This is a genomic window from Faecalibacterium sp. AM43-5AT (assembly GCF_003603345.1).
GTDB classification, from domain to species: domain Bacteria; phylum Bacillota; class Clostridia; order Oscillospirales; family Ruminococcaceae; genus Faecalibacterium; species Faecalibacterium taiwanense.
In genome coordinates, this window is record NZ_QVGZ01000001.1 from 512033 (window position 1) to 538107 (window position 26075).

Consider the following 26075-nt stretch of genomic DNA (forward strand, 5'->3'; position numbering starts at 1 on the left):
ATACTGATTTCCGGCCAAAATGCAACTGTGATGCATGGACGGTTGGTTATTCCCCCCGCTTTTCCTGCGTGGAGAAGCCCATTTTGCCAAGAGCCGGCAGCAGGGCCTTGAGGGTGATGGAGGTCAATGCGCCCATCACAAGGCCCAGCACCAGCATGACCGGCGCGTAGTAGAAGGAGAGCGAGGACGAGATGATCACGCCTGCACCCAGCAGCTGGCCGATGTTGTGGGCCAGCGCGCCGCACACGGACAGGATGAACCAGGTGGGCCGCACCGGCAGCAGGTAGTACAGCACCCACATCACCAGCAGGGACAAAAGGCCGCCGCACAGCGAGAGAAGGCCCGCCGTGAAGCCGGACACCAGAAACACGAACAGTGCCTTGAGCACGTCCAGCACCAGCGCCTGCCTTGGCCCCATGAAAAACAGCGCGTACATCACCACGATGTTGGCAAGGCCCAGCTTCATGCCCGGCAAAAGGCCCGGGATGGTGAGCGTGCCCTCAATGAACGAAAGTGCCATGGCCAGCGCAAACAGCAGGCCGGAAAGGGCGATGCGGCGCGTTTTTTCGTAACTGCGTCTGTTTTGGGGCATGCGGCACCCTCCTTTACTCTTCGGTCTGCTGGCTCTGCTCGTAGCTTTCCTGCTCTTCCATGGCAGCTTCCCACGCGGCAAACAGCTCTTCCTGATGGAAGCGCAGGTCGCTCAGCTCGTCGCTCTTCTGGCGCAGCAGGTCGGGGTCGTTGTACACTTCCGGCGAGTTGATCTCGTTATCCAACTCCACTTCGCGTGCGCCGCAGGCTTCCATCTCGTCCTCGCAGGCCTTGATCTTGGCCCGCAGCTCGGCGCGGCGGCGGCGCTGCTCCCTGCCGTAGCCGGTCTTGGCCGGTTCGGCGGCCTTCTGCACGGCAGGGGCCGGGGCGCTGCGGCCCATCAGGGCGTCGTAGCTGGGGTAGAGGGTGGCCTTGCCGTCCTCAAGGTAGAGGATAGGACAGGCCAGACTGTTCATCAGGTGGCGGTCATGGGTGACCAGCAGCAGCGTGCCGGTGTAGGCCATGAGGGCCTCGGTCAGGTTTTCGCGGGTGTAGATGTCCAGATGGTTGGTGGGCTCGTCCAGAAACAGCAGGTTGGGCCGTTCCAGCACGATCTCCGCAAAGCGCAGGCGGGCCAGCTCGCCGCCGGAAAGCGCCTCGCAGGGCTTGAACACCGTCTCGCCCCGGAAGCCCAGCTTTGCCAGATGGCTGCGCACCTCCAGCTCGGTCATGCGGGGGTACTTGTTCCAGATCACATCGATGACCCGGCCCTGCCCCAGACGGTTCTGCTGCTGGGCAAAGATGCTGGGCCGTGCGCCGGTGCCCAGCCGCACCATGCCGCCGGAGGGGCGGCGCTTGCCATCCAGCACCTGCATCAGGGTGGACTTGCCCGCGCCGTTGGGGCCTGCGATCACCAGCCGCTGGCCGCGGCACACCGTGTAGGTAAAGGGTTCCAGCAGGGTGCGCTCCCCTATTTTGATGGTCAGGTTCTTGAGCAGCACCAGTTCGTTCCACGGTTCTACGTCATATTCAAACCGGAACTTGAGCTGGTTGGTCTCGTCCTTGGGTGCTTCGGTGATCTCCAGCTTTTCCAGCTGCTTGCGGCGGCTCTGGGCCATTTTGGTGGTGGAAGCGCGCACAAGGTTGCGGTCCACATAGTCCTGCAGCTTTTCGGCCAGTGCCACATCTGCATCGTGCTGCTTCTGGCGCAGGGCATCGGCGGCTTCCTTCTGGGGCAGGTAGGCCGAGAAGTTGCCCTTGTAGGTGGTCATGGTCTGGAAGGAGACCTCCCAGATCTTCGTACACACGTTATCGAGGAAGTAGCGGTCGTGGCTGACCACCAGCACCGCACCGGAATAGCCCTTGAGGTAGTTTTCCAGCCATTCCATGGTGGCAAAGTCCAGGTGGTTGGTGGGCTCGTCCAGAATGAGCACGTCCGGCTTTTCCAGCAGCAGCTTTGCCAGCCGCAGCCGCGTCAGCTCGCCGCCGGAGAGCACCGCAATGTTCTTCTGCCATGTATCCTGCGCAAAGCCCATGCCGGACAGCACCTTTTTGATGTTCACATCCATGTTGTAGCCGTCGGCGGCATCCACGATGTTCTGCAGCTGGTCGTGCCGGGCCAGCAGCTCCGTGTCGTCCGGCTGCGCGGCCATTTTGCGTTCCAGCACCTGCATCTGGGCCATGGCATCCAGCACAGGGGCAAAGGTGGAGCGCATCTCGCCGTAGAGATCCAGCGTGGCATCCAGCTTTGCGTTCTGTTCCAGATAGCCCAGCGTCACGCCGTGGGTCACGCTGAACTCGCCTTCGTAGTCCTGGTACTCGCCGGTCAAAATCTTGAGCAGGGTGGTCTTGCCCGCGCCGTTCTGGCCCACGATGCCGATGCGGTCCTCCCGCTCGACACTGGCGGTCACATCGTGCAGCACGATCTTCTCGCCAAAGCTCTTGCCTAGTTTTTCCAAATGTATCAGCATAGTTTTATGATCCCGTTCTCCATCCGCTTATTGGCTCAGCACTGGTGGCGGCGGTTCTTCAGGCCCACATTGGCCAGCTCTTCCTGCTCCATCACCAGCGGGTACAGCTCTTTCAGGTCTGCGATCTCGTAGGTGGGCACCACCTTGCCGGGGTTCTCGGCGTGGCTGGGGTTATACCAGCAGGTGTCAAGGCCCGCATTCACGCCGCCCTGAATGTCGCTGCTCAGGCCGTCGCCCACCACCAGCACATGCTCGCGGTTCTCCACGCCAAGGGCGCGCAGGGCCGCATCAAAGATCTTCCGGTTGGGCTTTTCGCTGTCCATCTTCTCGGAGACGAACACGTCCTCCATAAAGTTCAGCACACCGCTCTCGGCCAGACGGCGGGTCTGCACCTTCTGGAAGCCGTTGGTCACAACGGCCAGCGTTGCCACCTCGGAAAGCTCCCGCAGCACATCCAGCACTTCCGGCCCCATCAGGTCCGGGTGGGTGGAGAGCTGTTCCAGATAGAAGCGGTTCATCTCGGCTCCGTCACCGGCGGCATCAATGGCCTTGAGGAAGCGGGTGAACCGCTCCGCCATGAGCTTTTCCCGCTTGATCTGGCCTTTTTCCAGCTGCCGCCACAGCTCCGAGTTGATGGTGCGGTAGGTCTGCACCGTTTCTGCGTCCGGCTCAATGCCGTAGTTCACCAGCGTTTCGGCCAGTGCCTTGCTTTCGGCTGCGTCAAAGTTCAGCAGGGTGTTGTCTGCATCGAACAGCACGCAATAATATTTTGCCATAAACCTTCCCTCTTTTCCTTCTGCCATGGCCTCAGCTGCCATGCGCTCAACAACAGGCAGAAGCCAGCCCTGCCGTAAACAGAGCTGGCTTCACATCATTCTGTTACAATTTCGTACGGTAGTACGTCCGTCTGCTCCGGATCGTTGTCCGGGCAGGTGGTTTTGACATCACAGGGGGTGGCAGCACACTTTGCCATTTCCTCTTCCAGCGCGCCGTTGTCCACGTTCTCCCAGTCGGTGCCGTAATCGTCCACGCTGCCGTCGGTCACATTCTCTTCCCCGGGCAGCGCCGGGATGCGGGGTTCCTCGTAGTACATGCAAACGCCTCCCTTCCTGCCAGCCTATGCGGCACAGCAGGCCGGGGTGACAGTCTCAGGACGCGGAGTCCGTGGATGCGGACTGCTCGTTGGCGGCTTCCTTGCTGGCATTGGATTCCGAAGCCGCATGGGAGCTGCCAGAGCTTGCAGAGCTGCTCTCGCTGCTGGAGCTGCTATGGGAAGCCGAGCTGCTCTCACCAGAGTCCGCGTGGGACGAGCTGGTGCTGTGGGAAGAGCTGGCTGTTCCGTTGGAAGCAGAAGCTGAGCCTGCCGGGGAAGCCGTGCTCTCACTGCTGGAAGAGCTGTGAGACGAGCTGCCGGAGGTGGATGTAGCCCCGGAGGATGCCCCGGAGGTGGTGCCGGACGATGCACCGGAAGAGCTGGTGCTGCCGGAAGAACCGCTGCCCGACGTGCTGCCGGACGAGCCGGAACTGCTGCCGGAGCTGGACGAAGAGCTGCCGGAGCTTACGCCGCTGACCGTCACATTCAGGGTGTTGCTGGTAACGGTGCAGCCGTTGTAGCTTGCCACTGCGTACACCTTAAAGGTCGCATCGAGCATGGAGGGGTCGATCTCCACCTTGACGGTGGTCTTGCCCGCCGCCTGCGGCACTTCCACACCGTTGGCGTACCAGCGGATGCTGTCGGCAGTGAGGTGCTTGCCGCTCAGCTTTGCGGTAAAGGTGTAGGAATCGCCCAGCACAGCCTTGCCGGTGCTGCTGATATGCACGGAAGCCGCTGCAAACACGGCGGTCACGTCCACGTTCTGCTTGAAGTTCGTATCGGTGCGGGTCTTCTGGGTCACACCGTCGCTCCACTTGACGAACACATAGCCGTCCTGCGGCACAGCCGTCACGCTGATGGACTGGGCGGCGCTGGTCACTTCATAGGAGAGGGATGTCTTGCCGCTGTCGCTGCCGCTAGAAAGGGTGCCGCCGGTCTTGTCCACCCGGTAGCTGGCCTGATACAGTACACCCTGCTCTTCGGAAGAGCCTGCAGCCTCCGAGCTGCTGGGTGCTGCCACCGCAGAACTGGGGTTCGGGGTATACTCGGCGCGGGTGGGGATGTTGGCGGTGTCGGGGCGGCGGTCGTCGGTCTGGTAAGCGTGGGTGCGTAGATAGCTCAGCATGGCCTTCAGGCCCACGGGCTTCAGGTGGATATCGCCGGTCTGGTAGTAATCCTCGCGGCCATAGCCGTTGGCATCCTTCAGCGCTTCGGCGCTGTTGAGGAACTTCAGGCCCATCTGCTCACACATGGACAGCAGGGCCATGTTGAAGTCGTCGATCTTGGTCTGGTCCATGTGGGGGTAGTTTGCGTGGTTTGCAGGCACCGGCGGCACCGTGTTCACGATGATGTCGGTGTAGGGGTAGCTTTCCTGAATGGCCTGCACCAGCGCGGTGTAGCTGCTGATGAACTCGTCCACGCTCATGCCGGTATCGTTGGTGCCCAGCATGATGACCACGCGGCGGGGCTTCATTTTGGCCACGGCCTGCGCGATGGTGTAGGTGCTGCTGTCCTTTTTAAAGGTAACGATGCCCTCGTTCAGGGCGGCATGGGTGCCAATGCCCTCCTTGGCGCAGAACTGCTGCAGGCTGATCAGGCCGTTGGCGTACAGGCGCACCGTGTTGGAATCGCCGAGGAACAGCGTTTCCTTCTGGTAGCTCTCGCCCGCGTCGGCGGTCTCCGGCAGCAGGGCGGCAGAGGTCTCGCTGATCTGGTAGTGATCCGAGATATCCTCTTCGCCCGGCACCAGCACCTCGCTGGAGGGCTGTTCCCCCGGGGCCGCAGGGGTCTTGCCGCGCTTGAGCAGCGTCATGGTAATGGCAATGGTCAGAATGGCTGCCAGCGCGCACACACTGCACACCAGCACAGCCTGCTTCTGCATAGGAGTAAGCGCTTGCTTTTCCGGTCGTGTATTTCTCATATTTCTCACCATTCATTTCGTTTCCGGCACAGGGCCTTCCGGTCATGCCTGTCCGTTCAGGATCTGGTCTGCAAGGCTGGCGCAGCTTTCGGCCAGCAGCACCGGGTGGAAGGGTTCCAGCTCTTCCCTGCTGCCGTAGCCGTACAGCGCACCGGCGGCATCCAGCCCGCAGTCCGCAGCGCCGCGCATGTCGTCGTTGCGGTCGCCCACCATCAGTACCCGCCTGCCCTGCATCATGGGCTGGGCCAGCACATGGCGCACCACGTCGGTCTTGGTGTCGCGGCTCTCGTCCATGGACGCGCCGCCGATAAAATCAAAATAGCCTGCAAGGTCCTTTTCTTCCAGAATGGGCGTGACGACCTGCGTGGGCTTGGAGGTAGCGGTGCACAGCACAAGGCCCGCGTTCTTCAGGCGCTGCAGCATCTCTGCTGCACCGGGGTAGGCGGCGCACTCGTGGCTGCCCTTGACGGCGTAGCTGTCGCGGTACAGGTCGGTGGCCTTTTCAATGAGGGCCGGGTCGGTAAAGTGCTCACCAAAGCTCTTGCGCAGCGGCGGGCCAAGGTAGCGGCGCAGGTTCACATTTGTGGTGTCCACGCCCATCCTGGCAAAGACTTCTTTTAATGTATTTATGATACCGGGAGCGGAATCGATCAGGGTCCCGTCCACATCAAACAGGATCGCATCGTAGTTCAGCAATTTGTAAATTTCCTCACTTTCATGGTGATACATTGTATAGTATAGCACAGAATCCCGTTATCAGCAATTCCAACAAATGGTTTTTACAAAAATTATGCATTCAAGCAGAGAAAAGGCCCGCCCGGCATCCGGACAGGCCTTTCAGCATCTTCTTACTTCGCTGCGGCATCCGCAGGCGGATAGTACAGGTTGTTGGAGACGAACTCCAGCTTATCCTTGAGCACCAGCTCCAGGTTTGCCACGGCGTGCACCATGTTGGTGGCCGAATCGTTCACTTCCAGCAGCTTGCACAGGTCCAGACCGTCCAGCTTCATGGCGGCGTCCATCTTCCGGCTCTCGGCGCACAGGATGTGGCTCAGGGCATTTTCCTGCAGAGCGATGCTCTCCACAAGGTCAACGACCGCCTGCTCCAGCGTCACCTTGGGCAGGCAGGGGCAGGGGCAGCGGGTGGTATCGATACAGTTCTCAGCAGACATGATAAAACCTTCCTTTCGTTCATCCGGTCAGGGGCGGTGTACGCCCCATTCTATGTCTGCCGGGTACGCCGGTGTTACTCCTGCTTTTTAGGGTTCTGGGTGCCGCGCACCTTTTCGATAGTCTCGCGGTAGCCGCCGGAGCCGTACTGGATGCAGCGGTTGATGCGGCTGATGGTGGCCGTGCTGATCTCCACTGCCTTCACGATCTGATCGTAGGTTCTGCCGTCCAGCAGCATCTTTGCCGCTTCCAGCCGCTGCGCCATATCCGAGATCTCCTTTACAGTGCACAGGTCTTCAAAGAAGTTATAGCACTCCTCCCGCGTTTCCAGACTGAGGATGGCATCGAACAGTGCATCGGTGGTCTGGTTTCTTCTGGAATTTTTATCTGTCATGAATGTTCTCCTTGCCGCCGCAGCGGACTGTCCGGTTTTGGGAGCGTTCCCTCTTTTAAATGTTTCGGAAATGTTCCGGTTCTTTCCTGCATCATCACTTTAGCACATCAAAGTGTGAAAGTCAAGTCCTTGGCGTGAACTCTTTTCATTCGTGTGGGTGTATAGTTTTTTTCGTTTCACGCATGAACAAAAATCATCTAAAAATTCTTGCAGAACGCTTTCCCGAATTAGTGTATCCTCCGAACTTGTTCCAAAGATATTGACAATTTGTGAATCCCGCACTAAAATACGGACAATCATTCGGCAAATGCGATGAACAGGACATGATTCTTTGCAGCACCCTCTCCCAGAGAGCCGCCCATCTGATGCAAGGGCAGCAGTCAGGAGCAAAGCGTTCTCCCCTGCGAGCAGCCTGTGTGAACAAAGGCGCTGACCCCGCCTTCCAGTAATGCATGGCCGTTTTGCCCACGTTACGGGGCTGCGTATGTATGTACGCTGGGAGTGGCTGCCCTGTGCAGCAAACGAAGTGGTATCGCGGAGTATTCCATACACGATGTGCAGTGTATGTGATGGCCTTCGTCTTCGATGGTTCGTCCCAAATGGAACGAACGCAGGAGGACGGGGCCTTTTTTTACACCCTGCCGCACCCATGCCGCTGACATTTGCCGGATGCCAAAAAGGAAAGAGGTAAGAACAATGAATACGCTGGTCATCGTATTGATCGCAGCCGTGTGTCTGTTTGGCGCTTATATGCTTTACGGCCGCTGGCTGGCAAACAAGTGGGGCATTGACCCCTCTGCCAAGACCCCGGCAGTTGTCCATGAGGACGGCCGGGACTACGTTCCCACCGACGGCTGGACCGTGTTTGCACACCAGTTCAGCTCCATTGCCGGTGCAGGCCCTGTTACCGGTGCGATCCAGGCCGCTGCTTTCGGCTGGCTGCCGGTGCTGCTGTGGGTGCTGCTGGGCGGCATCTTCTTCGGTGCTGTCACCGACTTCGGCGCTCTGTATGCTTCCGTCAAGAACGACGGCAAGAGCATGGGCATGCTGATCGAAAAGTACATCGGCAAGACCGGCCGCAAGCTGTTCCTGCTGTTCTGCTGGCTGTTCTGCGGCATCGTCATTGCCGCCTTTGCCGACATGGTGGCCGGCACCTTCAATGCCTACGGTGCTGACGGTGCTCTGGTGGAGGCTGCCCAGACCAACGGTGCTGCCGGCATGGTCTCCATCATGTTCATGGTGTTCGCCGTGATCTTTGGCCTGCTGCAGAAGAACCTGCACTTCACCGGCTGGAAAGAGAATGTGATCAGCATCGTATTCATCGTGCTGTCCTTTGTGGTGGGTGCAAACTTCCCCATCATTCTGGGCAAGGCTGCATGGAGCTACATCACCTTTGTGTACATCTTCTTTGCCGCTGTCCTGCCCATGTGGCTGCTGAAGCAGCCCCGTGACCACATGACCACCTTTATGTTCGTGGCCATGATCGTGGGTGCTGTTCTGGGCCTGATCGTCAACCATCCCGTCATGAACCTGCCGGTGTTCACCGGCTTTACCAACGCCAAGCTGGGCACCATGTTCCCCATCCTGTTCGTTACCGTTGCCTGCGGCGCTGTTTCCGGTTTCCACAGTCTGGTGTCTTCCGGCACCTCCTCCAAGACCGTTACCAATGAGAAGGATATGCTGAAGGTCGGCTATGGTGCCATGGTGCTGGAAAGCCTGCTGGCTGTCATCGCCCTGTGCGTGGCCGGTGCTTCTGCTGCTGCAGACGGCACCCCCGCAGACGGCACTCCGTTCCAGGTCTTCAGCCGCGGCGTTGCCAGCTTCTTCGTGGGCTTCGGCCTTGACCAGCACTTTGCCTCTGTGTTTATGACCATGTGCGTTTCCGCACTGGCCCTGACCAGTCTGGATGCTGTGGCCCGTATCGGCCGCATGAGCTTCCAGGAGCTGTTCAGCGTGGACGACATGGAGCATGCTGAGGGCTGGCGCAAGCTGCTGTGCAACGTGTACTTCTCCACCTTCCTGACTCTGGCTTTCGGCTTCCTGCTGACCAAGATCGGCTACGCCAACATCTGGCCCCTGTTCGGTTCTGCAAACCAGCTGCTGAGCGCTCTGGTTCTGGCCACCCTGTGCGTGTTCCTGAAGGTCACCGGCCGCAGCAACAAGATGATCTTCCCTCCGCTGATCATCATGCTGTGCGTCACCTTCACCGCTCTGGTGCAGCGCCTGATCGCCATGGTCAAGGCCATCAGCAATGCCGCTGCTGTCACCATCCCCGCTGGCGAGACCACTTGGGGTGCTGTGTTCATTGCAAACGGCCTGCAGCTGATCCTGGCCGTGCTGCTGATCGTTCTGGGCCTGAACATCGTGTTCCACTCCTTCAAGGCCTATAAGAATGCTGAGCACAACAGCGAGGCAAAGGTTTGAGTTTCAGATCCTGCTGAACTGAATCTGTAAATGCAAACTGCCGCTGACGGCGTAAAAACCGTCAGCGGCGTTTTTTGTACTCAGAGATTGGCCTCTTCCCAGCTCTGCAGCACGGCCAGCTGCAGCGGGGTGTGGAACCAGTGCTCCCCGCCTTCCATGATCGTCAGATGCGCCCCGCTTTCCTGACGGAAGCGCTCGATCATGGTGCGGCTGGTCAGGGCATCCCTGTCACCATACAGCACCTGCGTGCGGCCATGCCAGTGCAGCGGATGTTCCCGCACCCAGCACAGATACGGCCATGAGAGGGTCTCCCCAAGATCCGTGGGGATCTCCCCTGCCCGCTGCAGCTGTTCCTCGGTCACATGGGCATATTGCATCATATTCGTGATGAGAGCTTCCATATCCACCACCGGAGAGACCAGCAGGGCCTGTTCCGGCGCGTCTCCCTGCAGCGCCTGCATGGCAAGCCACGCGCCGATGCTCACGCCATACAGCCGGATATGCGCCCACACCGGCTTCATGCGGGCGTATACGGCTTCTATCTCCGGCACAGCCACCCACGGCAGAAGCCGCTCCGGGCTGTTTTTCCGTGCGCCATGTTCGGGCAGGTCGATAGCCAGCACCTGCCAGCCAGCTGCACAGGCTGTAGCGGCGAAACGTTCTGCTTCTTCCTTGCAGCCGTTCTTGCCGTGGAGATAGAGGTAAACATTCCGGCTCCGGCTGCCGTACAGGATGGCAGGGATGCCCGCAAGAGTCATGGTTTGTTTTTTCATAAGGGACTCTCCTTATCCGATCATGCTCTCCATTCGGAGAGACGTTTTGTTTACACTGCGCATTGCTTTTCGTCCTCCCTTCTTTCCGTTTTCTCTATGATAGCACATCCGCCCGCCAAACACAAACAAAAAAGGAGCCGCAGTGCCCTGTTACGGGTACTGCAGCTCCCAATTCAACTTTGGAAGTTAAATTACTTCACCATGCTTGCAACTTCAGCAGCGAAGTCGTCAGCACGCTTCTCCAGGCCTTCGCCCTTCTGGAAGCGGGTGAACTTGACGATCTTGATGTCGCCGCCCAGATCCTTAGCGACCTTAGCGGTGTACTGAGCAACGGTCAGGTCGCCGTCCTTGACGAACTCCTGATCGACCAGGCAGTTCTCCTTGAAGAACTTCTTGATCTTGCCCTCGATCATCTTCTGCTTCACAGCCTCGGGCTTGTTCGCGGTCTTGGGATCGCCAGCCATCTGAGCCAGCATGATCTCCTTCTCCTTGGCCACGACCTCAGCGGGGACAGAAGCCTCATCGACATAGCCGGGGTTAGCAGCTGCGACCTGCATGGCGATGTCCTTGCCGTAGGTAACGAACTCGTCCTTAGCCTCGATGCCGTTGGTGGTCTCGAAGTTGACCAGAATGCCGTGGGTGCCGCCGCCGTGGACGTATGCAGAGCAAACGCCCTCGTAACGGACGAAGCGGCGAACCTTGATGTTCTCCTTGATGACCAGGATCAGGTTCTTCAGAGCCTCGTCCACGGTCTCGCCGTTCTCGGTCTTGCAAGCCATCAGAGCCTCAACATCAGCAGGGTTCTGCTTCATGATGACCTGAGTAGCCTCCTTGACGAAAGCAACGAACTTGTCGTTCTTGGCAACGAAGTCGGTCTCAGCGTTGACCTCGATGACAACACCCACCTTGCACTGGGGGCAGTAGTCAGCGTAGACCATGCCCTCGGCAGCGGTACGGCTTGCCTTCTTGGCAGCGGTAGCCAGACCACGCTCACGCAGGATCTCGATTGCCTTCTCGAAGTTGCCGTCAGCCTCGGTCAGAGCCTTCTTGCACTCCATCATGCCGCAGTCGGTCTGCTTGCGCAGTTCCATAACGTCCTTTGCAGAAATAGCCATTTTCGTATTCTCCCTTACACGTTATTTTGTTGTTTGTGGGATGGGAAATCAGGCGTTTGCTGCATCCTCAGCGGGAGCGGCCTCCTGGTTGCCCTGCTTGCCTTCCAGCACAGCGTCAGCCATAGCGCCAGCGATCAGCTTGACAGCGCGGATCGCGTCGTCGTTGCCGGGGATCACGTAATCGATCTCGTCGGGGTTGCAGTTGGTATCAACGATAGCCACGATGGGGATGTTCAGCTTGCGGGCCTCAGCAACAGCGATGCGCTCCTTGTGAGGATCGACGATGAACATAGCCTTCGGCAGGGTCTTCATGTTCTTGACGCCGCCCAGGTACTTGTCCAGCTTCTCCATCTCCAGCTCCAGCTTGGCAACTTCCTTCTTGGGCAGCAGCTCGAAGGTGCCGTTCTCCTTCATCTTAGCCAGCTGATCCATACGGTCGATGCGCTTGCGGATGGTGCGGAAGTTGGTCAGCATACCGCCCAGCCAGCGAGCATTGACATAGTGCATGCCGCAGCGCAGAGCCTCGTCACGGATGGACTCCTGAGCCTGCTTCTTGGTGCCGACGAACAGGATGTCGCCGCCCTCAGCTGCAACTTCCTTCACGTAGTTGTAAGCCTCGTCCAGCTTCTTCACGGTCTTCTGCAGATCGATGATATAGATGCCGTTGCGCTCGGTGAAGATGTACTTTGCCATCTTGGGGTTCCAGCGGCGGGTCTGGTGACCGAAGTGCACACCTGCTTCGAGAAGCTGCTTCATAGAAACGACTGCCATAGTAAAAATACCTCCAGATATTGTTTTGCCTCCGCACACCGTGATCCCGGGCCGTATCGGACGGTTCGGGACTGCCCTCCACCCATTTGGGCACAAAAGGGCATAGTGATGCGTGTGTAATGCCTTGTTATAATATCACAAACAAACGCCGGTTGCAAGAGTTTTTCTCTGTTTTTTACAAAGAAATCGTCTGTTTTTCGCTCATTTGCCTGTGTCCACGCCGCTCAGGCCCGCAAGGCCCATGCGCTGCAGGGCGTATCCCCTGCCGAACATCAGGTCGTACTGCAAAAGCCAGTGCTCTGCGCTCCACCGCTGCTGGAACTCGGTAGGCTCCTGCGTGGTGGTGCCGTCCAGATTCATGGTGGTTCCGCGGGTATTGGTGCGGCTGGCCACGCGCAGCTGACGGTTCAGGAACTGGAAGTAGAGCGGCTCTTCCAGACCGTAAATGTCCATCATCACCGGCGAGATATCGTAAGCGGCAATGGTGCCAAGGTCCACCTGCTGCTGGCTGTAGTTGGACCACATCAGCAGCGTGGTCTGGTGCAGGCGGGGGTCTGCGCTGGAATCGCTGGCATAGCCGGTAGTGGTGTAGACATCGTAATTGGAATCGATGGGGTTATAGTGGTCGCCCCAGAACACCAGAATGACCGGCTCGTCCACCTGCGAGAAGTATTCGGTCAGTTTGCCCATCATGGCATCTGCATCCCGGATGCCGGTAGCAAAATCTTCCAGCGCGCCCACGGTGCTGGGCTTGAGGCCCGCCGGGTGGGACAGCACCTTCACCCGCTCGTCGTCCGGGTAGTTGTCCTTGTTATAATTGGTATGGTTCTGCATGGTGACAGCGTGCAGGAAGATGGGCTTGTCCGAGCTGGACTTCATGCTCTCGTACTGCTGGATGATCTGGTCGGCCATGGAATCATCGGTGACAAGGCCGCTGGTCCAGTAGTGCTTGCGCACCTTGGTCACGTCATGCATATCCTCAAGGCTGATAAAATCGTCAAAGCCGAGGTTGGGGTAAGCCTTGTCGCGGCTCCAGTATTTTGCCCAGAAGCAGTGCACGGCTGCGGTCTGGTAGCCCTTGAGCTTGAGGTAATTGGGCATGGCGAACATGGGCTTGGTCACATGCTGCTGGTAGGGCTTGCTGCCGCTGGGCAGGAAGGATACCGAGTAGCCGGTAAGGGCTTCAAACTCCACATCGCAGGTGCCGCCGCCAAAGCTGGGGCTGTAGGCCCGGCCATAGGCGCTGGTCTGCTGCAAGGCGTGCAGGTTCTTGGAAACATCGGTATCAAAGGTGATGTCGTACTGTTCCAGCTCCGAGACATCCCAGTAGGACTCGTCCATCACATAGATGATGGTGGGCTGCTTCACCTGCTCGTCCTTGGGGGTCACGGCGCTGTAGCTGGTGGAGTACAGCGGGCTGGTGGCAAACTTCTGGCTCTCGTCCACATTGTCCAGCAGGGCATCCACCGCTTCCTGCGAGTATTCCTCGGGCTTCGAGATCTCCAGATTGGTGAGGTTGGTCATAAAGCCGGTGATCACGCCGTAGTAGCGGTAGTAGCGGTCCTGCATCCATGCATCCGGCGTAATGCCCAGCACCTGCGTGACAGCGGGCTGCAGGTACACGCCGAACACCAGCAGGCAGAGGGCCGCCGCGGTGGCGGCACTGCCCGCCAGCCGGGGCAGCCAGCGCTGTTTGTGACGGCCGCGGTACAGGAAAAAGCTGCCCGCCGTCAGCACCAGCACCACGATGATGGCCACGACCATGCTGGGCTGGATCTTGAGGCCCGCAGCGGATGCCACACCGGCAGCCTCCGACACCTGTGTCAGATCCCATGGCAGGAACGGCTCGCCGCGCAGCTGCAGGGTGTAAAAGTTCACCGCGCAGGGCGCACAGCCCAGCACCGCCATGCCCAGCGTGGACAGCGGCGGACAGCGGAACACCCAGTCCAGCAGCAGCCACACCAGAAACAGCAGCAGCCACGCCAGCAGATAAGCCCCGATGTGCGGGAAGATAAAACTTGCAAAAACGTCTGCGCTCAGGCTCCCGCGGGCGATCCCCTCGCCCAGCAGCAGCACGATCAGCGATGCCGCCAGTGGGAATACCATCCGCAGCGCCAAAAGCGGTTTGGGAGTTTTCATAATTCCTGTTCCTTTCCTCATCCGTGAAACCTCAGATCAAACGCAAAAGCACATTTCTTTACGCTTTTTGCACAAAGCTTCTGCGATTATTATAGTCACTTCCACAAAAAAGTCCACCCTGTTTTTGCAAAAAATTTACAAACCCAGCTTCACGCGCAGCTTTTGCCACCATTTGAGCTGTTCCGGCTGCGGCGGTGCTTCCGGCAGGGCCGTGTGCACCAGCACCGCATCCGTGCCAATGGTCTCGATCTCCTGCCATGGAATGGTCAGGCTATCGTCCCGGCCAAGCAATCCGAACAGCCTTGGCCGCCCCAGCAGGATCAGGCTCTGCAGCCGGGCGGTGGCAGGGTCAAAGGTCAGGTCGTCGGCCCGGCCAAGGCAGACCCCCTGCTCCAGCTGCACCACCTCTTTTTCACACAGTTCCCGGATGGTCAATGCCCTTCTCCCCTTTCTGCCACAGCTTATGCAGCTGCCGGGCACATCATGCAAAAAGCAGTGGAAACCGCATGGCAGATTGTGGTATACTGTGGGCAGAGCATTCCATGAGAAACAGAGGAAATTTTAAATGTATAAAAGCATCGTGTTTGATCTGGGCGGTGTCATGGTGGATTTTGCCCCCCGCGCCTATCTGGTAGACCGCATTTGCAATGAAGAGATCGAGGAGCAGGTGTACGACCTGACCTTTGGCAGCGAGGAGTGGAAGCAGCTGGATGCGGGGCTTGTCTCCCGCTTTGACGGCAATCAGGCCATGCTGCGCAACGCCAAGGCCGCCGGGCGCGAGTTTGAGGTGCAGGGCGTGCTGGACGACTGGCTGCACATCCTGCGCCCGCGCCGCCGGATGCAGGAGCTGGTGCGCCGCCTGAAGAACCATGGCTACAGCGTGTACTATCTCAGCAACATTCCGGAGGACGTGCTGGCCCTGCTCAAGGAGCGCGGCGTGCTGGACCGCTTTGACGGCGGCGTAGCCTCCTGCGAGGTGCACGTCAACAAGCCCGACCCCCGCATCTATCAGGCCCTGCTGGATCAATACGGCCTGAAGGCCAGCGAGTGCGTGTTCATCGACGACAATCTGGCCAATGTGCAGGCCGCATTCACGCTGGGCTTCGTGGGCATCCAGATGAAGGAAAGCGTGGGCACCCTGATCCGCAGCCTTGCCACCTGCAATGTGGCCCTGCGCTGACCTCCGTGACCCAAAACAGCTCCTGCCGGAAATGCTCTGGCAGGAGCTGTTTTGCTGCTTTAGGAATTACTTTTTCTCGTAGCTCTGGCAGTAGTGCGGGGTCTCCACCTGCTGCGTATCGCAGGTGCACTGCTCGGTCACTTTGATCTGGGGCAGGTCACACTTGCAGCCGCTCACATTGTGGCAGCACTCGCAGACATCACAGGTAACGCCGATGTTTTCCATATTTATCACCTCTCTGTCCACAGTATGGCCTGCGGGCAGGGTGTTTATTCTGGAAAACTCAGCCAGCCTTTTTCGCTTCGCGCTTAGACCGGAGTGTGACTGCTACATGCCGGATGGAAAGCACCGGGTGCACCGGCAGCATCCGCGGGCCTGCCCAGCGCATCACCGCGCGGATCTTCTCCCGCATTTCCGGCTTGTAGCAGTGCACTTTGCAGGCCGAACAGAAGGTCTTGGTCTCCATGAACGGGCATTTGTCAATGCGGGTCAGGGCGTAATCGTGCAGCTGCCGGCACTCCGGGCACAGGCTGCCTTTGGGTGTTTTGTGCTGCCTGCGGCAGTAAAGAGCGATCATCTCGCTCACCAGCATCTTTTCATCTTCGCGTTTCTGATCCAAGTTCTTCGGGATATCCTGCATGGGACGGGGCCTCCTGCTGCCTTATTTTTTTCTACGGCCCGACCGCATTGCAGCGCGGCGCACCGCACGGCGCAAAAATGCAAAGCCTACCGTAACACCAATTGCTGCAGCCACTGCCATATACACCGCTTTCTGAAACCAAAGCGGCAGGAGCGCAGACCTTTCCGTCTGCTGTCCCCTGCCGCAGTTTTGATGCATTCTGTACAGAGGCTGCTGCTTTTGCGTGAAAGTTAGCATTTACTAACTTTCAACTCTGCAAAAACACCGTTTTTCGGTGTTCTCATAGTTTATCGCACCCGTCTCTGTTTGTCAAGAGAAGCTTCTCCTGCTTACCATGCAGCCAGATCTGCACCCAGCTTGCGGCATGCAGCCTGAACATCATCGTCCGGGGCCTCGTTGCAGATTAGGCCCTCACCGTTCAGCACCTGTGCGCCGTCGCCCTGAGCACGCTCCACCCAGTCACGCATCCACTGGCCGTCGCCCCAGCCGTAGGAGCCGAACAGGGCGATCTTCTTGCCGTTCAGAGAACCCTCCAGATCAGAGAACATCGGCTCGAACTCGCTCTCCTCCAGCTGCTCCGCGCCCATTGCAGGGCAGCCAAAAGCCACTGCATCAAACTCAGCCAGCTTTGCGGCGTTCATCTCGCTGCAGGGCACGATGGTGCCGTTTGCGCCCTCTGCCACACAGTTTGCCATGGTCTCGGTGTTGCCGGTTGCGCTCCAGAATACGACTGCTACTTTGCTCATAAAGATCGTCCTCTCTCAAATCAATATTAGTTAGATATCTCTAACTTTATGTTCCATGAAAATGCGTCCAACCACGCAGACGCATTTCCATTTGGTTAGTATCTTCTAACCACCGATAGAATACCACAGCTTCCCTGTCCTGTCAAGCCTTTTCAGCGAAAAATCATCGCCCACACCGTCAGCACCGCGTAGATCACCGGCTGATGCAGCAGATACAGCACCAGCGAGTGCCGCCCCATCCAGCCCAGTGCCGGGCAGACCGAACGGCGCAGCGGTTCCATCCGCGCCCGGCCCACCACGCCGTGCAGAAAGTACCCTGCCCAGAACAAAAACAGCCACGGCAGCAGGGCAAAATAATCGGTGGAATAAAAATCGAAGGGCAGAAAGCCGAAAAACGCTGTAAAGTAATTCGCGTACCATGCATCCGGCAGCGCAAGGCGCAGCCCGCCGAAGCCGAGCCAACGCTCGTCCAGATGATAAGTCAGTGCAAACAGCACCGCCGAAACCGCCAGCCCTGCGGCGGGCGGGATCTTTTTCAGCAGCGGTTCCAGCAGGCCGGTAAGCAGCATGGCGCTGCCCAGAAAGGTCAGCACGCCGAACACTACCCGATCCTCCGGCATGAAGAGCAGCGTCACCGCCGTGACCAGCGCCCCGGCGGCAAACACCTGTGCGCCGCGTTTCAGGGTGTGATGTCCCAGCGGCACGCAGAAGCCGGACAGCAGGATGAACACCCAGCAGATGCTCTGCTGCCACAGACGCCCCGGCATTCCCGCGTACCAGTCCATCCAGATGCCGAACAGGAACATCATGTCCCAGCAGGCATGGTACAGCATCATGCTGACCAGATCCAGCCCGCGCAGCTCGTCCAGCAGGGCGTAGCGGCCCGCCGGGGCCTTTTGCCGGGTGGTATGTCCGTTTTTCATTTCCCCGTCTCCCCTTTCGCAGTTCATTGAACACGAGATAAATTATAACCCGCCGCCGCTGTGCCTGTCAACGGAACCGTTCCGTAGGTTGAACAAAAAACCGCTGCACAGCGGCAAAGCCATGCAGCAGTCAGAATGGATAACCGGGGAAACCTTATCAGACTTCGGTGTTGAAGTAGCGCTTCAGCAGGCCCTCAAAGCCGCGGCCGTGACGGGCCTCGTCCTTTGCCATCTCGTGAACGGTGTCGTGGATGGCATCCAGATTCAGGGCCTTTGCCTTCTTGGCCAGATCCATCTTGCCTGCACATGCGCCGCACTCGGCCTCGGCACGCATCATCAGGTTCTTCTTGGTGCTGTCGGTGACAACTTCGCCCAGCAGCTCTGCAAAGCGGGATGCGTGGTCTGCTTCCTCGTAGGCATAGCGCTTGTAAGCCTCAGCGATCTCGGGGTAGCCCTCGCGCTCAGCCACACGAGCCATTGCCAGATACATGCCGACCTCGCTGCACTCACCCTCAAAGTTTGCGCGCAGGCCATCCACGATCTCCTGCGGCACGCCCTCGGCCTTGCCGATGCCCACAACATGCTCGGTGACGTAGGTGTTGCCGGTCTTTTCCACAAAAGCGGAAGCAGGAGCCTTGCAGACGGGGCACTGTGCCGGGATCTCGCCTTCAGCAATATAACCACAAACGGTGCAAACGTACTTCTTCATAAGAATAGACCTCCATCATTCTTTTTATATCAGTTAGAAAACAGGCTGGGCGGTGTTGGTACTCACCGGCCCTTGTCATGGCTCTATTATAGCGAATGATTCTTAGTTAGTCAAGGATAATTTTAAGAATAATTCCTATTTATTTTGCCTTACAGATAAATTCCGGCAGGGTCACTAAAAACCATCATCAAAAACTGTGTGCTTTGCCCTGTGCACCTTAAAAACAGCAAAGCCGCCCTGCACACACAGGACGGCTTCTGCCTTGTTCTTCCTTCTTCTATGGGAGATCAGACCTGCAGGTTGCTGCTGGTAGCGGCTTCGGAGCCGTCAGCAGCATCAAACTCGTAGTCGTTGCCGGGCAGGATAGCGTTCAGCAGGATGCCTGCGATCGCGGCCACAGCCAGACCGGACAGGTTGATGGTGACACCTGCAACGGCAAAGCTGACGCCGCCCACAGAGTTGAAGCCCAGTGCGCACACCAGAATGACAGCAGCCACGATCAGGTTGCGGCTGTTGGTAAAGTCCACGCGGTTCTCCACCACATTGCGCACACCGATGGCGGAGATCATGCCATACAGCACAAAGCTGATGCCGCCGATGATGCCGGTGGGGATGGTGTTGATGACAGCCTCAAACTTGGGGCTGAAGCTCAGGATGATGGCCAGCACAGCCGCAATGCGGATGACCAGCGGATCGTAGATCTTGCTCAGAGCCAGCACACCGGTGTTCTCGCCGTAGGTGGTATTGGCCGGGCCGCCCAGCAGGCCGGCCATGGTGGTAGCAAGGCCGTCACCCAACAGGGTGCGGTTCAGGCCGGGGTCGTTGATATAGTTGTGGCCCACGGTTGCGCTGATGGCGGCGATATCGCCCACATGCTCCATCATGGTTGCCAGTGCAATGGGGATGATGGTGAACAGTGCGCTGATGAACTCCGGGCTGCCGTCGATGGCAAACAGGCCCATGGCCTCCTTGTGCAGAGGGATGCCCACCCATGCAGCCTCAGAAATGCGCTGGAAGTCCACTGCACCGGTCACCAGTGCCACTGCATAGGACACCAGCACACCGATGAGGATGGGCAGGATCTTGACCATGCCCTTGCCCCAGATGTTGCACACGACCACGGTGCCCAGTGCCACAAAGGCCAGCAGCCAGTTTGCCTGACAGTTGGAGATGGCGGAGGGAGCCAGGATCAGACCGATGGAGATGATGATGGGGCCAGTGACCACCGGCGGGAAGAACCGCATGATGCGGCGGATGCCGAAGGTGGAGATCAGCAGGCTGGCCACCAGATACACCAGACCGGAAAATGCAACGGCGGCGCAGGCGTAGGGCAGCATCTTGGTGTTGGCAACGGTCAGGTTGCCGTCCGCATCAGCCAGCATGGGGGCCACGATGGAGAAGCCGCCCAGATACGCAAAGGAGGAGCCGAGGAATGCAGGCACCTTCTTTTTGGTAATGAGGTGGAACAGCAGGGTGCCCAGACCTGCGCACAGCAGGGTGGTGGAAACGCTCAGGCCGGTGAGCAGCGGCACCAGCACCGTTGCGCCGAACATGGCAAACATGTGCTGCACGCCCAGAATGAACATGCGGCCTGCGCCCAGCTGGCGCGCGTCGTAAATGCCTTTGGAGTAATCGATCTTTTCGCTCATGAAGTTTTTCTGCCTCCTACAGAACTCGCAGCCCCAAAAAAAGAGGCACCGCCGTCAGCAAAACGGCAATGCCCCTGAAATTTGGGAACAATGATCCCGCCCGGAAATGAGAAGTGCAATACAGCGCAGTCGATGATTCTTGTGCAGCATGGTGCGCTCCCCCTTTCATTCAGGCTCTTTCCAAACCGCCGCCAAAAGCCCCGCAAAAGGCCGCAGCGAGCAGTCCTTCAAGAGATTATAGCAGACTTTTTGCCGCCGTGCAACTATTTTACTTAATTCTCCTGTATTTCCAGCCCGGAAGTTTGTGCCGCTTCTCTTGCAATCCGGCCCAAAGCGCACTATAATATAACCTACCATTGCAATCTGTATTATAAGAGAATTATCAGGAGAGTTTATGATCTATCTGGATTATTCCGCCAATACCCCGGTAGACGAAGCGGTTTTACAGCGCTTTTGCGAGGTGGAGCGCAATTGCCCGGGCAATGCCAATTCCCGCCACGCAGCAGGCACTGCCGCAAAGGCTGCCATCGATGCCGCCACCCAGAGCATTGCTCGCAGTCTGAACGTGCAGCCCGCCGAGGTCATCTATACATCCGGTGCCAGCGAGGCCAACAACTTTGCCATCAAGAGCATCGCCCGGCTGGAGCGCCGCCATGGCAGACACATTATTTCCACCCCGCTGGAGCACTCCTCGGTGAGCGGCAGCCTGACCGCCCTGCAGGAGCAGGGATACGAGATCGACCTTGTGGACATCCGGCAGGACGGCACGGTGGACCTTGCCCACCTGAAAGAACTGCTGCGCCCGGACACCATTCTGGTGGCCGTCACTGCCGTGGACAGTGAGCTGGGCGTGGTGCAGCCGGTGGCCGAGATCGCGGAAATGTTGAAGGCCTGCCCCCACTGCCACTTCCATGTGGATGCCACACAGGCCGTGGGTAAGCTGCCGGTCAGCTTTGCGGGCATCGACACCATGAGCCTGACCGCCCACAAGTTCTACGGGCTGAACGGCATCGGTGTGCTGGTCAAGCGGCGCGGCCTTGCGCTGGAGCCGCTCATCCATGGCGGCGAGAGCACCACCCTCTACCGCAGCGGCACCCCCACCGTGGCGCTGGCCTGTTCGCTGGCGCTGGCGCTGGAAAAGGCAGTGAGCGAGCTGCCCGCCCGGGTGGAGCACATCCGCGCCCTGAACGCCCGCCTGCGCACCGGGCTTGCCCAATACCCCAAGGTGCGCATCAACAGCCCGGACACCGCCGTGCCGCAGATTTTAAACCTGAGCGTACAGAACGTGAAGGGCACCGTGTTCCAGCGGGAGCTGGATGCCAGGGGCGTATGCGTCTCGGTCAAATCGGCCTGCTCTTCGGACGGCCTGCCCTCCCGCGCCGTGTTTGCCGTGAGCCATGACCGGCGCAACGCGCTATCCTCGTGGCGCATCAGCCTGAGCCACCTGACCACGGAACAGGAGATCACTGATTTTATGCAGGCGTTCGATGCCTGTTACAACGCCCTGACGCAATAAAAAGGAGTATTATGAAGCAAGATCCCCCCGCCGACCAGCAGCGAGGGGATCTTTTTTACTGTTTTTGAATGCCGAACAGTCTGCGCAGAATGCCGCGCAGCGCCTTGGGGCTTCGGATCACAACTACCTGCATATGCTCCCCGCCTTTCCGTTTTCTGGCCCATCCTATGCAGGCAGGGGCCGGAACGTTCCGGCAAGGGCAGCAGCGCTCAGTCTGCGATGGTCTCCACCACCACCAGCGCACCGCTGCGGGTGGAGATGGTGATGCAGTCCGACCCGGCAGCGTACTCGTTGCTGACGCCCAGCGGGTAGCTGGCGGTCAGCTCCGCATCGGTCAGCTCATAGTAGGAGCCGCGCTCGCACACGCCCTGCGCCCTGCCCTCCATCGGGAAGGCCGAGAAGAAGAAGTACTTCTCCTTCGGGTAGCGGCGGGTCTCGCCGGGCATCACGTAGGTGATGCGGCTGCGCTCATCCAGCAGGGTGGTGCGCACACCGCGCTGTTCCAGCCCAAGGCCGGTGCACAGGTTTGCAAGGGTGTGCTCCACCCGTCTGCCGCCAAGGCCGCCCAGCAGCAGCACCTCGTCAAAGCCCTTTTCCGAGACCAGCTTTGCAGCATACTCGGTGTCGGTATCGTCCTTCACATGGGGCAGCACGATGATATCGTCGTCCTGCTGTTCCGGGCAGGGGGCGGTGTCAAAGTCACCCACGATGATGTTGGGTCTACGCCCCAGAGGTGCGCAGTTGCGGTAGCCTGCATCACAGGCAATGATAAAGTCGTCCGGCCGCAGGGCCTCTGCCAGCTCCGGAGAAACCGGGCAGGCCGAAATGATCACACAGCGTGACATGAATCTCTTCCTTATCCTTTATACTTTCGGGCGCTGCCAATCCTTCACGTCCTTGACTTCCTCGTACATGGCGCAGTAGCTGTCGTACCGGGTCTGGGAGAGCCTGCCCTCGGCCAGTGCGGCGCGCACGGCACAGCCTTTTTCGCTGCGGTGGGAGCAGCCGGTGAACTGGCACTGGCCCAGATAAGGCCCGAACTCCGGGAACGCATGTTCCAGATTTTCCTTGGGGATGAACCCGGCGCGGTTCGCTTCCAGACTGGCAAAGCCCGGCGTATCCGCAATGCGCCCGCCAAAGGCTTCAAAGATCGTCACCTCACGGGTGGTGTGGCGGCCGCGGCCCAGCTTCTGGCTGATGGCACTGGTCTCGCGCTCTGCTTCCGGCAGCAGATGGTTCAAAAGGGTGGATTTTCCCACGCCGGAGTTGCCGCAGAACGCACACAGCCTGCCGCTGATCCACTGCTTCACCTCGTCCAGCCCGCCGCCGGTCTCGTAATCGATGCGGATGAACGGCAGGGTCGATCTTTCGTAGGCCTTACGCAGGAATTCCGCCTCGGCCAAGTCGCCCTTGGTGCACACGATCACCGGCTGCACGCCCTTGTCCACCGCAATGGCGGCAAGCTTATCCAGCACCAGCGTGCTGGGCGTGGGCTGGGTGGTGCTGGCCACAAGGAACAGCACATCCAGATTTGCCACCGGAGGCCGCACGAACACATTTTTGCGCGGTGCGATCTCGGCAATGACGGCTGCACCGTTCTCGGTCTCCAGCGTCACCTCATCGCCCGCCACCGGCGTGATCTTCTGTTTGCGGAAAATGCCGCGGGGCTTGCATTCCACAATGCCCTCCGGCGTTTTTACATAGTAAAAGCCGCCGATGCCCTTTGTGATATATCCCTTCATGCACGCCTCCGTCAGCTCAGCAGCGAGGACCACCAGTCGGTCAGCGGTTTCTGCGAAGAGTCGCCGCTGCCCGCTGTGCCCTGTTCGGTGCCGGTCTCGGTGCTGGAAGAAGAGGAGCCGCTGCCAAACAGGCCGCTCCACCAGTCGCCGCCGGTGGTGCTGTCGCTGGGTGCTTCCGGTTCCGGTGCAGGCTCCGGCCCTGCGCTTACCACAATGTTCACGCGGCCGTTCAGCTTTGTGGTAGAGCCTGCCGCCGGGTCCTGACTGATGACAGTGCCCACCGGCTGGTCGCTGTACTGCTCGGTCTGGCTGCCAAGGCCCAGATGGTTCTGCACCAGCAGGGTGCGGGCATCAGCGGTGCTCATGCCGGTCAGGGAGGGCACCTTGGTGGTGGTTGCCACCTGCGGGCGGCTGATATACATCACCACAGTGCTGCCTGCAGCCACCTGACTGCCCGCCGCCGGGTCGGTGCGGATCACCGCGCCGGATGCCACAGAGGTATCCACAGCCTGCGTTACCAGCACCGAGACACCCAGCTCCTTGAGCTGCTGCTCTGCATCGGCCTGCACATAGTTGGTCAGGTCCGGCACGGTAACGTACTGGGTGCCAAGGCTCACAGTCAGGGTCACATTCTGGCCCTCGCGCACCGTGCGGCCGGACACCGGCGACTGCTTGTAGATATAGCCCGCCGCATAGTCACTGTTGTACTCCTGCTCCCAGGTAACGCTGATCTGGCCGGAGACCACCTGCTCGGTGGCAGCAGCCTCGTCCTGCGTCATGCCGATATAATCGCCCAGCGTGATATCGGCCTTGTTGTTCATCAGGTTGGAGGAATCGTTCAGGATCATCCAGCACAGCGCAAGGCACGCCAGTGCAAATGCAATGGTAATGCCGAACAGTGCCGGCAGGAAGATGGTGCGCTTTTTCTTGCGCGGTGCGGCCTTTTTGCCGCGGGGCGCAGGCTTTTCGGCCTGACGGTTTGCACGGTTCTGGTTCATGGTACGTTTCACCACCTTTTCGGGAGCATCTTCTGTAATATACTTGTACTCGAACATCACGGAGGGGTTGTGCACGTAGGTGTCCAGCGCATCCAGCATTTCGCGGGCGGATGCGTAGCGGTTCTGCGGCAGCTTTGCCATGGCCTTTTCGGTGATCTCCACCAGTGCATTCGGCACCTCCGGCGCGATCTCGTGCAAAGACTTCGGCTGATCGGAGATCTGCTTGATGGCAACTTCCACCATGTCGTCTGCATCAAAGGGCAGATGACCGCTGAGCATCTCGTACATCATCACGCCCACCGAGTAGATATCGCTGGTGCAGTCGGTCTCATCGCCCTTGGCCTGCTCCGGGCTGATATAGTGCACGCTGCCCATGGCCTTGCCGCTCAGCAGCTGGTTCTCGGCACGGGAGATGCGCGCAATGCCAAAATCCATCATGCGCAGCTGGCCGTTGTCCAAAAGCATGATGTTCTGGGGCTTGATGTCCCGGTGCACCACACCGTTGGCGTGGGCATGTTCCAGCGCCTTTAAGATCTGGGAGATGAAGTGCACGGTTTCCCGGTTGGTCAGCCTGCCGCCGCGCTGGTTCAGGTACTCGCGCAATGTCATGCCGTCCACATATTCCATCACGATATACTGCAGATCATCATTCACCGATACATCGTACACTTTTACGATGTTGGGGTGGTTCAGCAGCGAGATGGCCTTGGATTCATTTTTAAAGCGGCGCACAAGGTCCGGGTCGTGCATATACTCCTGCCGCAGCACCTTTACCGCCACCACGGTACCGGCAGGCACCGGGCCGTTGTGCCCCAGCATGACCGCCTTGTAGACGTTTGCCATGCCGCCGGAACCGATCAGCTCCCGCACCTCATACAGGCCGTCCAGCTTTTTGCCGATCAGGTTGTCCATCAGCGCACCTCCTCCACACGCAGCAGCAGCGCGGTGATGTTATCCGGGCCGCCGTTCTCGTTGGCCGTGCGGATCAGAAGGTCCGGCAGGTCGTAGAACCTGCCGGTGCGCAGCAGCTGTTCCAGCTGTTCTCTGGGCACGGCATTGGTCAGGCCGTCCGAGCACAGCAGCAGGATATCCCCTTTCTGCAGCGGTGCGGTGGTGAACTCCGGGTCCAGCCGGTAGTCCACGCCCAGCGCCTTGGTGATGATGTTTTTCTGAGGGTGGTGCTCGGCTTCCTCCACGGTAATGGTGCCACAGTCCACCAGCTCCTGCACATAGGAGTGGTCGTGGGTGAGCTGGGCAAGCCTGCCGTCCCGGTACAGGTACGCCCGCGAGTCGCCTGCATGACACAGGAACACCTTGCCGCCGCGCACCAGTGCGCACACAGCCGTGGTGCCCATGCCCGCCAGCGATTCCTCACGCAGGGCCTTCTGGAACACAAAGCGGTTGGCGCTGAGCAGGCTCTTTTTCAAAAAGGTCTCCTCTTCGCCGGGCAGGCACTTGGAAGCATACTGCTCCTGAAAGCAGCGCTCGATCACATCGCACGCGCTCTGGCTGGCTTCCCTGCCGCCGCGTGCACCGCCCATGCCGTCGCATACCAGCAGCCATGCGGCATCGCCGGGCAGTTCTCCTGCGCGATAATCGTCCTGATTATCCTGCCGGACCCTGCCGACATCCGTTTTTCCTGCAAGTTTCATAGGCTTCTCCCTTTAATAT

Annotated in this window: 26 protein-coding genes; 3 read left to right on the forward strand and 23 right to left on the reverse strand. The window is 59.2% G+C overall.

What is annotated here, in order from left to right; translation table 11 throughout:
- Window positions 1-46: 46 nt before the first annotated feature.
- The 8 genes from DW937_RS02800 to DW937_RS02835 form a co-directional block, all read right to left on the reverse strand.
- Window positions 47-592, reverse strand: a complete 546-nt coding sequence (locus tag DW937_RS02800) for a Gx transporter family protein (RefSeq protein WP_118527860.1) — start codon at window positions 590-592, stop codon at window positions 47-49.
- Window positions 593-605: 13 nt separating this feature from the next.
- A complete protein-coding gene (locus DW937_RS02805; RefSeq protein WP_120120071.1) occupies window positions 606-2501 on the reverse strand; it encodes an ABC-F family ATP-binding cassette domain-containing protein in 1896 nt (631 codons plus the stop codon).
- Between the two features lie 35 nt (window positions 2502-2536).
- The gene (locus tag DW937_RS02810; protein ID WP_120120072.1) at window positions 2537-3277 is read right to left on the reverse strand and encodes a YjjG family noncanonical pyrimidine nucleotidase; all 741 of its coding nucleotides are present in this window, start codon (window positions 3275-3277) and stop codon (window positions 2537-2539) included.
- A 95-nt stretch (window positions 3278-3372) separates the two neighbouring features.
- Window positions 3373-3594 carry a hypothetical protein gene (locus DW937_RS02815; protein ID WP_120120073.1) on the reverse strand — a complete coding sequence of 74 codons (222 nt, stop codon included), beginning with the start codon at window positions 3592-3594 and terminating at the stop codon, window positions 3373-3375.
- Between the two features lie 55 nt (window positions 3595-3649).
- A complete protein-coding gene (locus tag DW937_RS02820) occupies window positions 3650-5515 on the reverse strand; it encodes an SGNH/GDSL hydrolase family protein (RefSeq protein WP_120120189.1) in 1866 nt (621 codons plus the stop codon).
- A 42-nt stretch (window positions 5516-5557) separates the two neighbouring features.
- Window positions 5558-6211 carry an HAD-IA family hydrolase gene (locus tag DW937_RS02825; protein ID WP_243111407.1) on the reverse strand — a complete coding sequence of 218 codons (654 nt, stop codon included), beginning with the start codon at window positions 6209-6211 and terminating at the stop codon, window positions 5558-5560.
- Window positions 6212-6363: 152 nt separating this feature from the next.
- Window positions 6364-6687, reverse strand: a complete 324-nt coding sequence (locus tag DW937_RS02830) for a hypothetical protein (protein ID WP_005940334.1) — start codon at window positions 6685-6687, stop codon at window positions 6364-6366.
- Between the two features lie 74 nt (window positions 6688-6761).
- Entirely contained in the window at window positions 6762-7079 is a 318-nt protein-coding gene (locus DW937_RS02835; RefSeq protein WP_120120075.1) for a YerC/YecD family TrpR-related protein, read from the reverse strand.
- A 696-nt stretch (window positions 7080-7775) separates the two neighbouring features.
- Here DW937_RS02835 and DW937_RS02840 point away from each other — a divergent pair.
- Window positions 7776-9503, forward strand: a complete 1728-nt coding sequence (locus tag DW937_RS02840; RefSeq protein WP_118527872.1) for a carbon starvation CstA family protein — start codon at window positions 7776-7778, stop codon at window positions 9501-9503.
- Between the two features lie 80 nt (window positions 9504-9583).
- On the opposite strand, the gene DW937_RS02845 is transcribed toward DW937_RS02840, so the two are convergent.
- The 5 genes from DW937_RS02845 to DW937_RS02865 all read right to left on the reverse strand — a co-directional run bounded on the left by DW937_RS02845 (window position 9584) and on the right by DW937_RS02865 (window position 14736).
- Window positions 9584-10276 (reverse strand): alpha/beta hydrolase, encoded by a 693-nt coding sequence (locus DW937_RS02845; protein WP_120120076.1) that lies wholly within the window; start codon window positions 10274-10276, stop codon window positions 9584-9586.
- Between the two features lie 191 nt (window positions 10277-10467).
- Window positions 10468-11391 (reverse strand): translation elongation factor Ts, encoded by a 924-nt coding sequence (tsf, locus tag DW937_RS02850; RefSeq protein WP_097774867.1) that lies wholly within the window; start codon window positions 11389-11391, stop codon window positions 10468-10470.
- 48 nt (window positions 11392-11439) lie between these two features.
- Window positions 11440-12162: a 30S ribosomal protein S2 gene (gene rpsB, locus DW937_RS02855; RefSeq protein ID WP_005940316.1), complete on the reverse strand. Its 723-nt coding sequence runs from the start codon at window positions 12160-12162 to the stop codon at window positions 11440-11442.
- A gap of 201 nt (window positions 12163-12363) precedes the next feature.
- Window positions 12364-14301, reverse strand: a complete 1938-nt coding sequence (locus DW937_RS02860; RefSeq protein WP_120120077.1) for an LTA synthase family protein — start codon at window positions 14299-14301, stop codon at window positions 12364-12366.
- A 135-nt stretch (window positions 14302-14436) separates the two neighbouring features.
- A complete protein-coding gene (locus tag DW937_RS02865) occupies window positions 14437-14736 on the reverse strand; it encodes a YlmC/YmxH family sporulation protein (protein ID WP_097774865.1) in 300 nt (99 codons plus the stop codon).
- A gap of 130 nt (window positions 14737-14866) precedes the next feature.
- Here DW937_RS02865 and DW937_RS02870 point away from each other — a divergent pair, with 130 nt between their 5' ends.
- Window positions 14867-15481 (forward strand): HAD family phosphatase, encoded by a 615-nt coding sequence (locus tag DW937_RS02870; protein ID WP_097777932.1) that lies wholly within the window; start codon window positions 14867-14869, stop codon window positions 15479-15481.
- A 66-nt stretch (window positions 15482-15547) separates the two neighbouring features.
- Here the strand turns inward: DW937_RS02870 and DW937_RS02875 are convergent, their stop codons facing one another.
- The 6 genes from DW937_RS02875 to DW937_RS02900 all read right to left on the reverse strand — a co-directional run bounded on the left by DW937_RS02875 (window position 15548) and on the right by DW937_RS02900 (window position 20148).
- Entirely contained in the window at window positions 15548-15706 is a 159-nt protein-coding gene (locus DW937_RS02875) for a DUF1540 domain-containing protein (protein ID WP_097777933.1), read from the reverse strand.
- 58 nt (window positions 15707-15764) lie between these two features.
- A complete protein-coding gene (locus tag DW937_RS02880) occupies window positions 15765-16121 on the reverse strand; it encodes a nitrous oxide-stimulated promoter family protein (RefSeq protein ID WP_120019732.1) in 357 nt (118 codons plus the stop codon).
- A 329-nt stretch (window positions 16122-16450) separates the two neighbouring features.
- Window positions 16451-16867 (reverse strand): flavodoxin, encoded by a 417-nt coding sequence (locus DW937_RS02885; protein ID WP_005940293.1) that lies wholly within the window; start codon window positions 16865-16867, stop codon window positions 16451-16453.
- 152 nt (window positions 16868-17019) lie between these two features.
- Window positions 17020-17790 carry a heparan-alpha-glucosaminide N-acetyltransferase gene (locus DW937_RS02890; RefSeq protein ID WP_120120078.1) on the reverse strand — a complete coding sequence of 257 codons (771 nt, stop codon included), beginning with the start codon at window positions 17788-17790 and terminating at the stop codon, window positions 17020-17022.
- Between the two features lie 157 nt (window positions 17791-17947).
- A complete protein-coding gene (locus tag DW937_RS02895) occupies window positions 17948-18499 on the reverse strand; it encodes an NADH peroxidase (protein WP_005926148.1) in 552 nt (183 codons plus the stop codon).
- Between the two features lie 287 nt (window positions 18500-18786).
- On the reverse strand, window positions 18787-20148 hold the full coding sequence (locus tag DW937_RS02900; RefSeq protein WP_097777936.1) for a uracil-xanthine permease family protein: 1362 nt from the start codon (window positions 20146-20148) through the stop codon (window positions 18787-18789).
- A gap of 394 nt (window positions 20149-20542) precedes the next feature.
- On the opposite strand from DW937_RS02900, the gene DW937_RS02905 reads away from it, so the two are divergent.
- Complete coding sequence (locus DW937_RS02905) at window positions 20543-21664, forward strand: cysteine desulfurase family protein (protein ID WP_120120079.1); 1122 nt, start codon at window positions 20543-20545, stop codon at window positions 21662-21664.
- 209 nt (window positions 21665-21873) lie between these two features.
- Here the strand turns inward: DW937_RS02905 and DW937_RS02910 are convergent, their stop codons facing one another.
- From DW937_RS02910 to DW937_RS02925, 4 genes are read right to left on the reverse strand one after another with little or no spacing between them, the layout of a single operon-like run.
- Window positions 21874-22509, reverse strand: coding sequence for a thiamine diphosphokinase (locus tag DW937_RS02910; RefSeq protein ID WP_044953453.1), 636 nt, complete (start codon window positions 22507-22509; stop codon window positions 21874-21876).
- A gap of 18 nt (window positions 22510-22527) precedes the next feature.
- Entirely contained in the window at window positions 22528-23406 is an 879-nt protein-coding gene (gene rsgA, locus DW937_RS02915) for a ribosome small subunit-dependent GTPase A (protein WP_097777939.1), read from the reverse strand.
- An 11-nt stretch (window positions 23407-23417) separates the two neighbouring features.
- The gene (pknB, locus tag DW937_RS02920; protein ID WP_120120080.1) at window positions 23418-25316 is read right to left on the reverse strand and encodes a Stk1 family PASTA domain-containing Ser/Thr kinase; all 1899 of its coding nucleotides are present in this window, start codon (window positions 25314-25316) and stop codon (window positions 23418-23420) included.
- Window positions 25316-26056, reverse strand: coding sequence for a Stp1/IreP family PP2C-type Ser/Thr phosphatase (locus DW937_RS02925; protein ID WP_118527895.1), 741 nt, complete (start codon window positions 26054-26056; stop codon window positions 25316-25318). Before DW937_RS02925 ends, pknB begins: the two co-directional genes overlap by 1 nt.
- Window positions 26057-26075 lie beyond the last annotated feature (19 nt).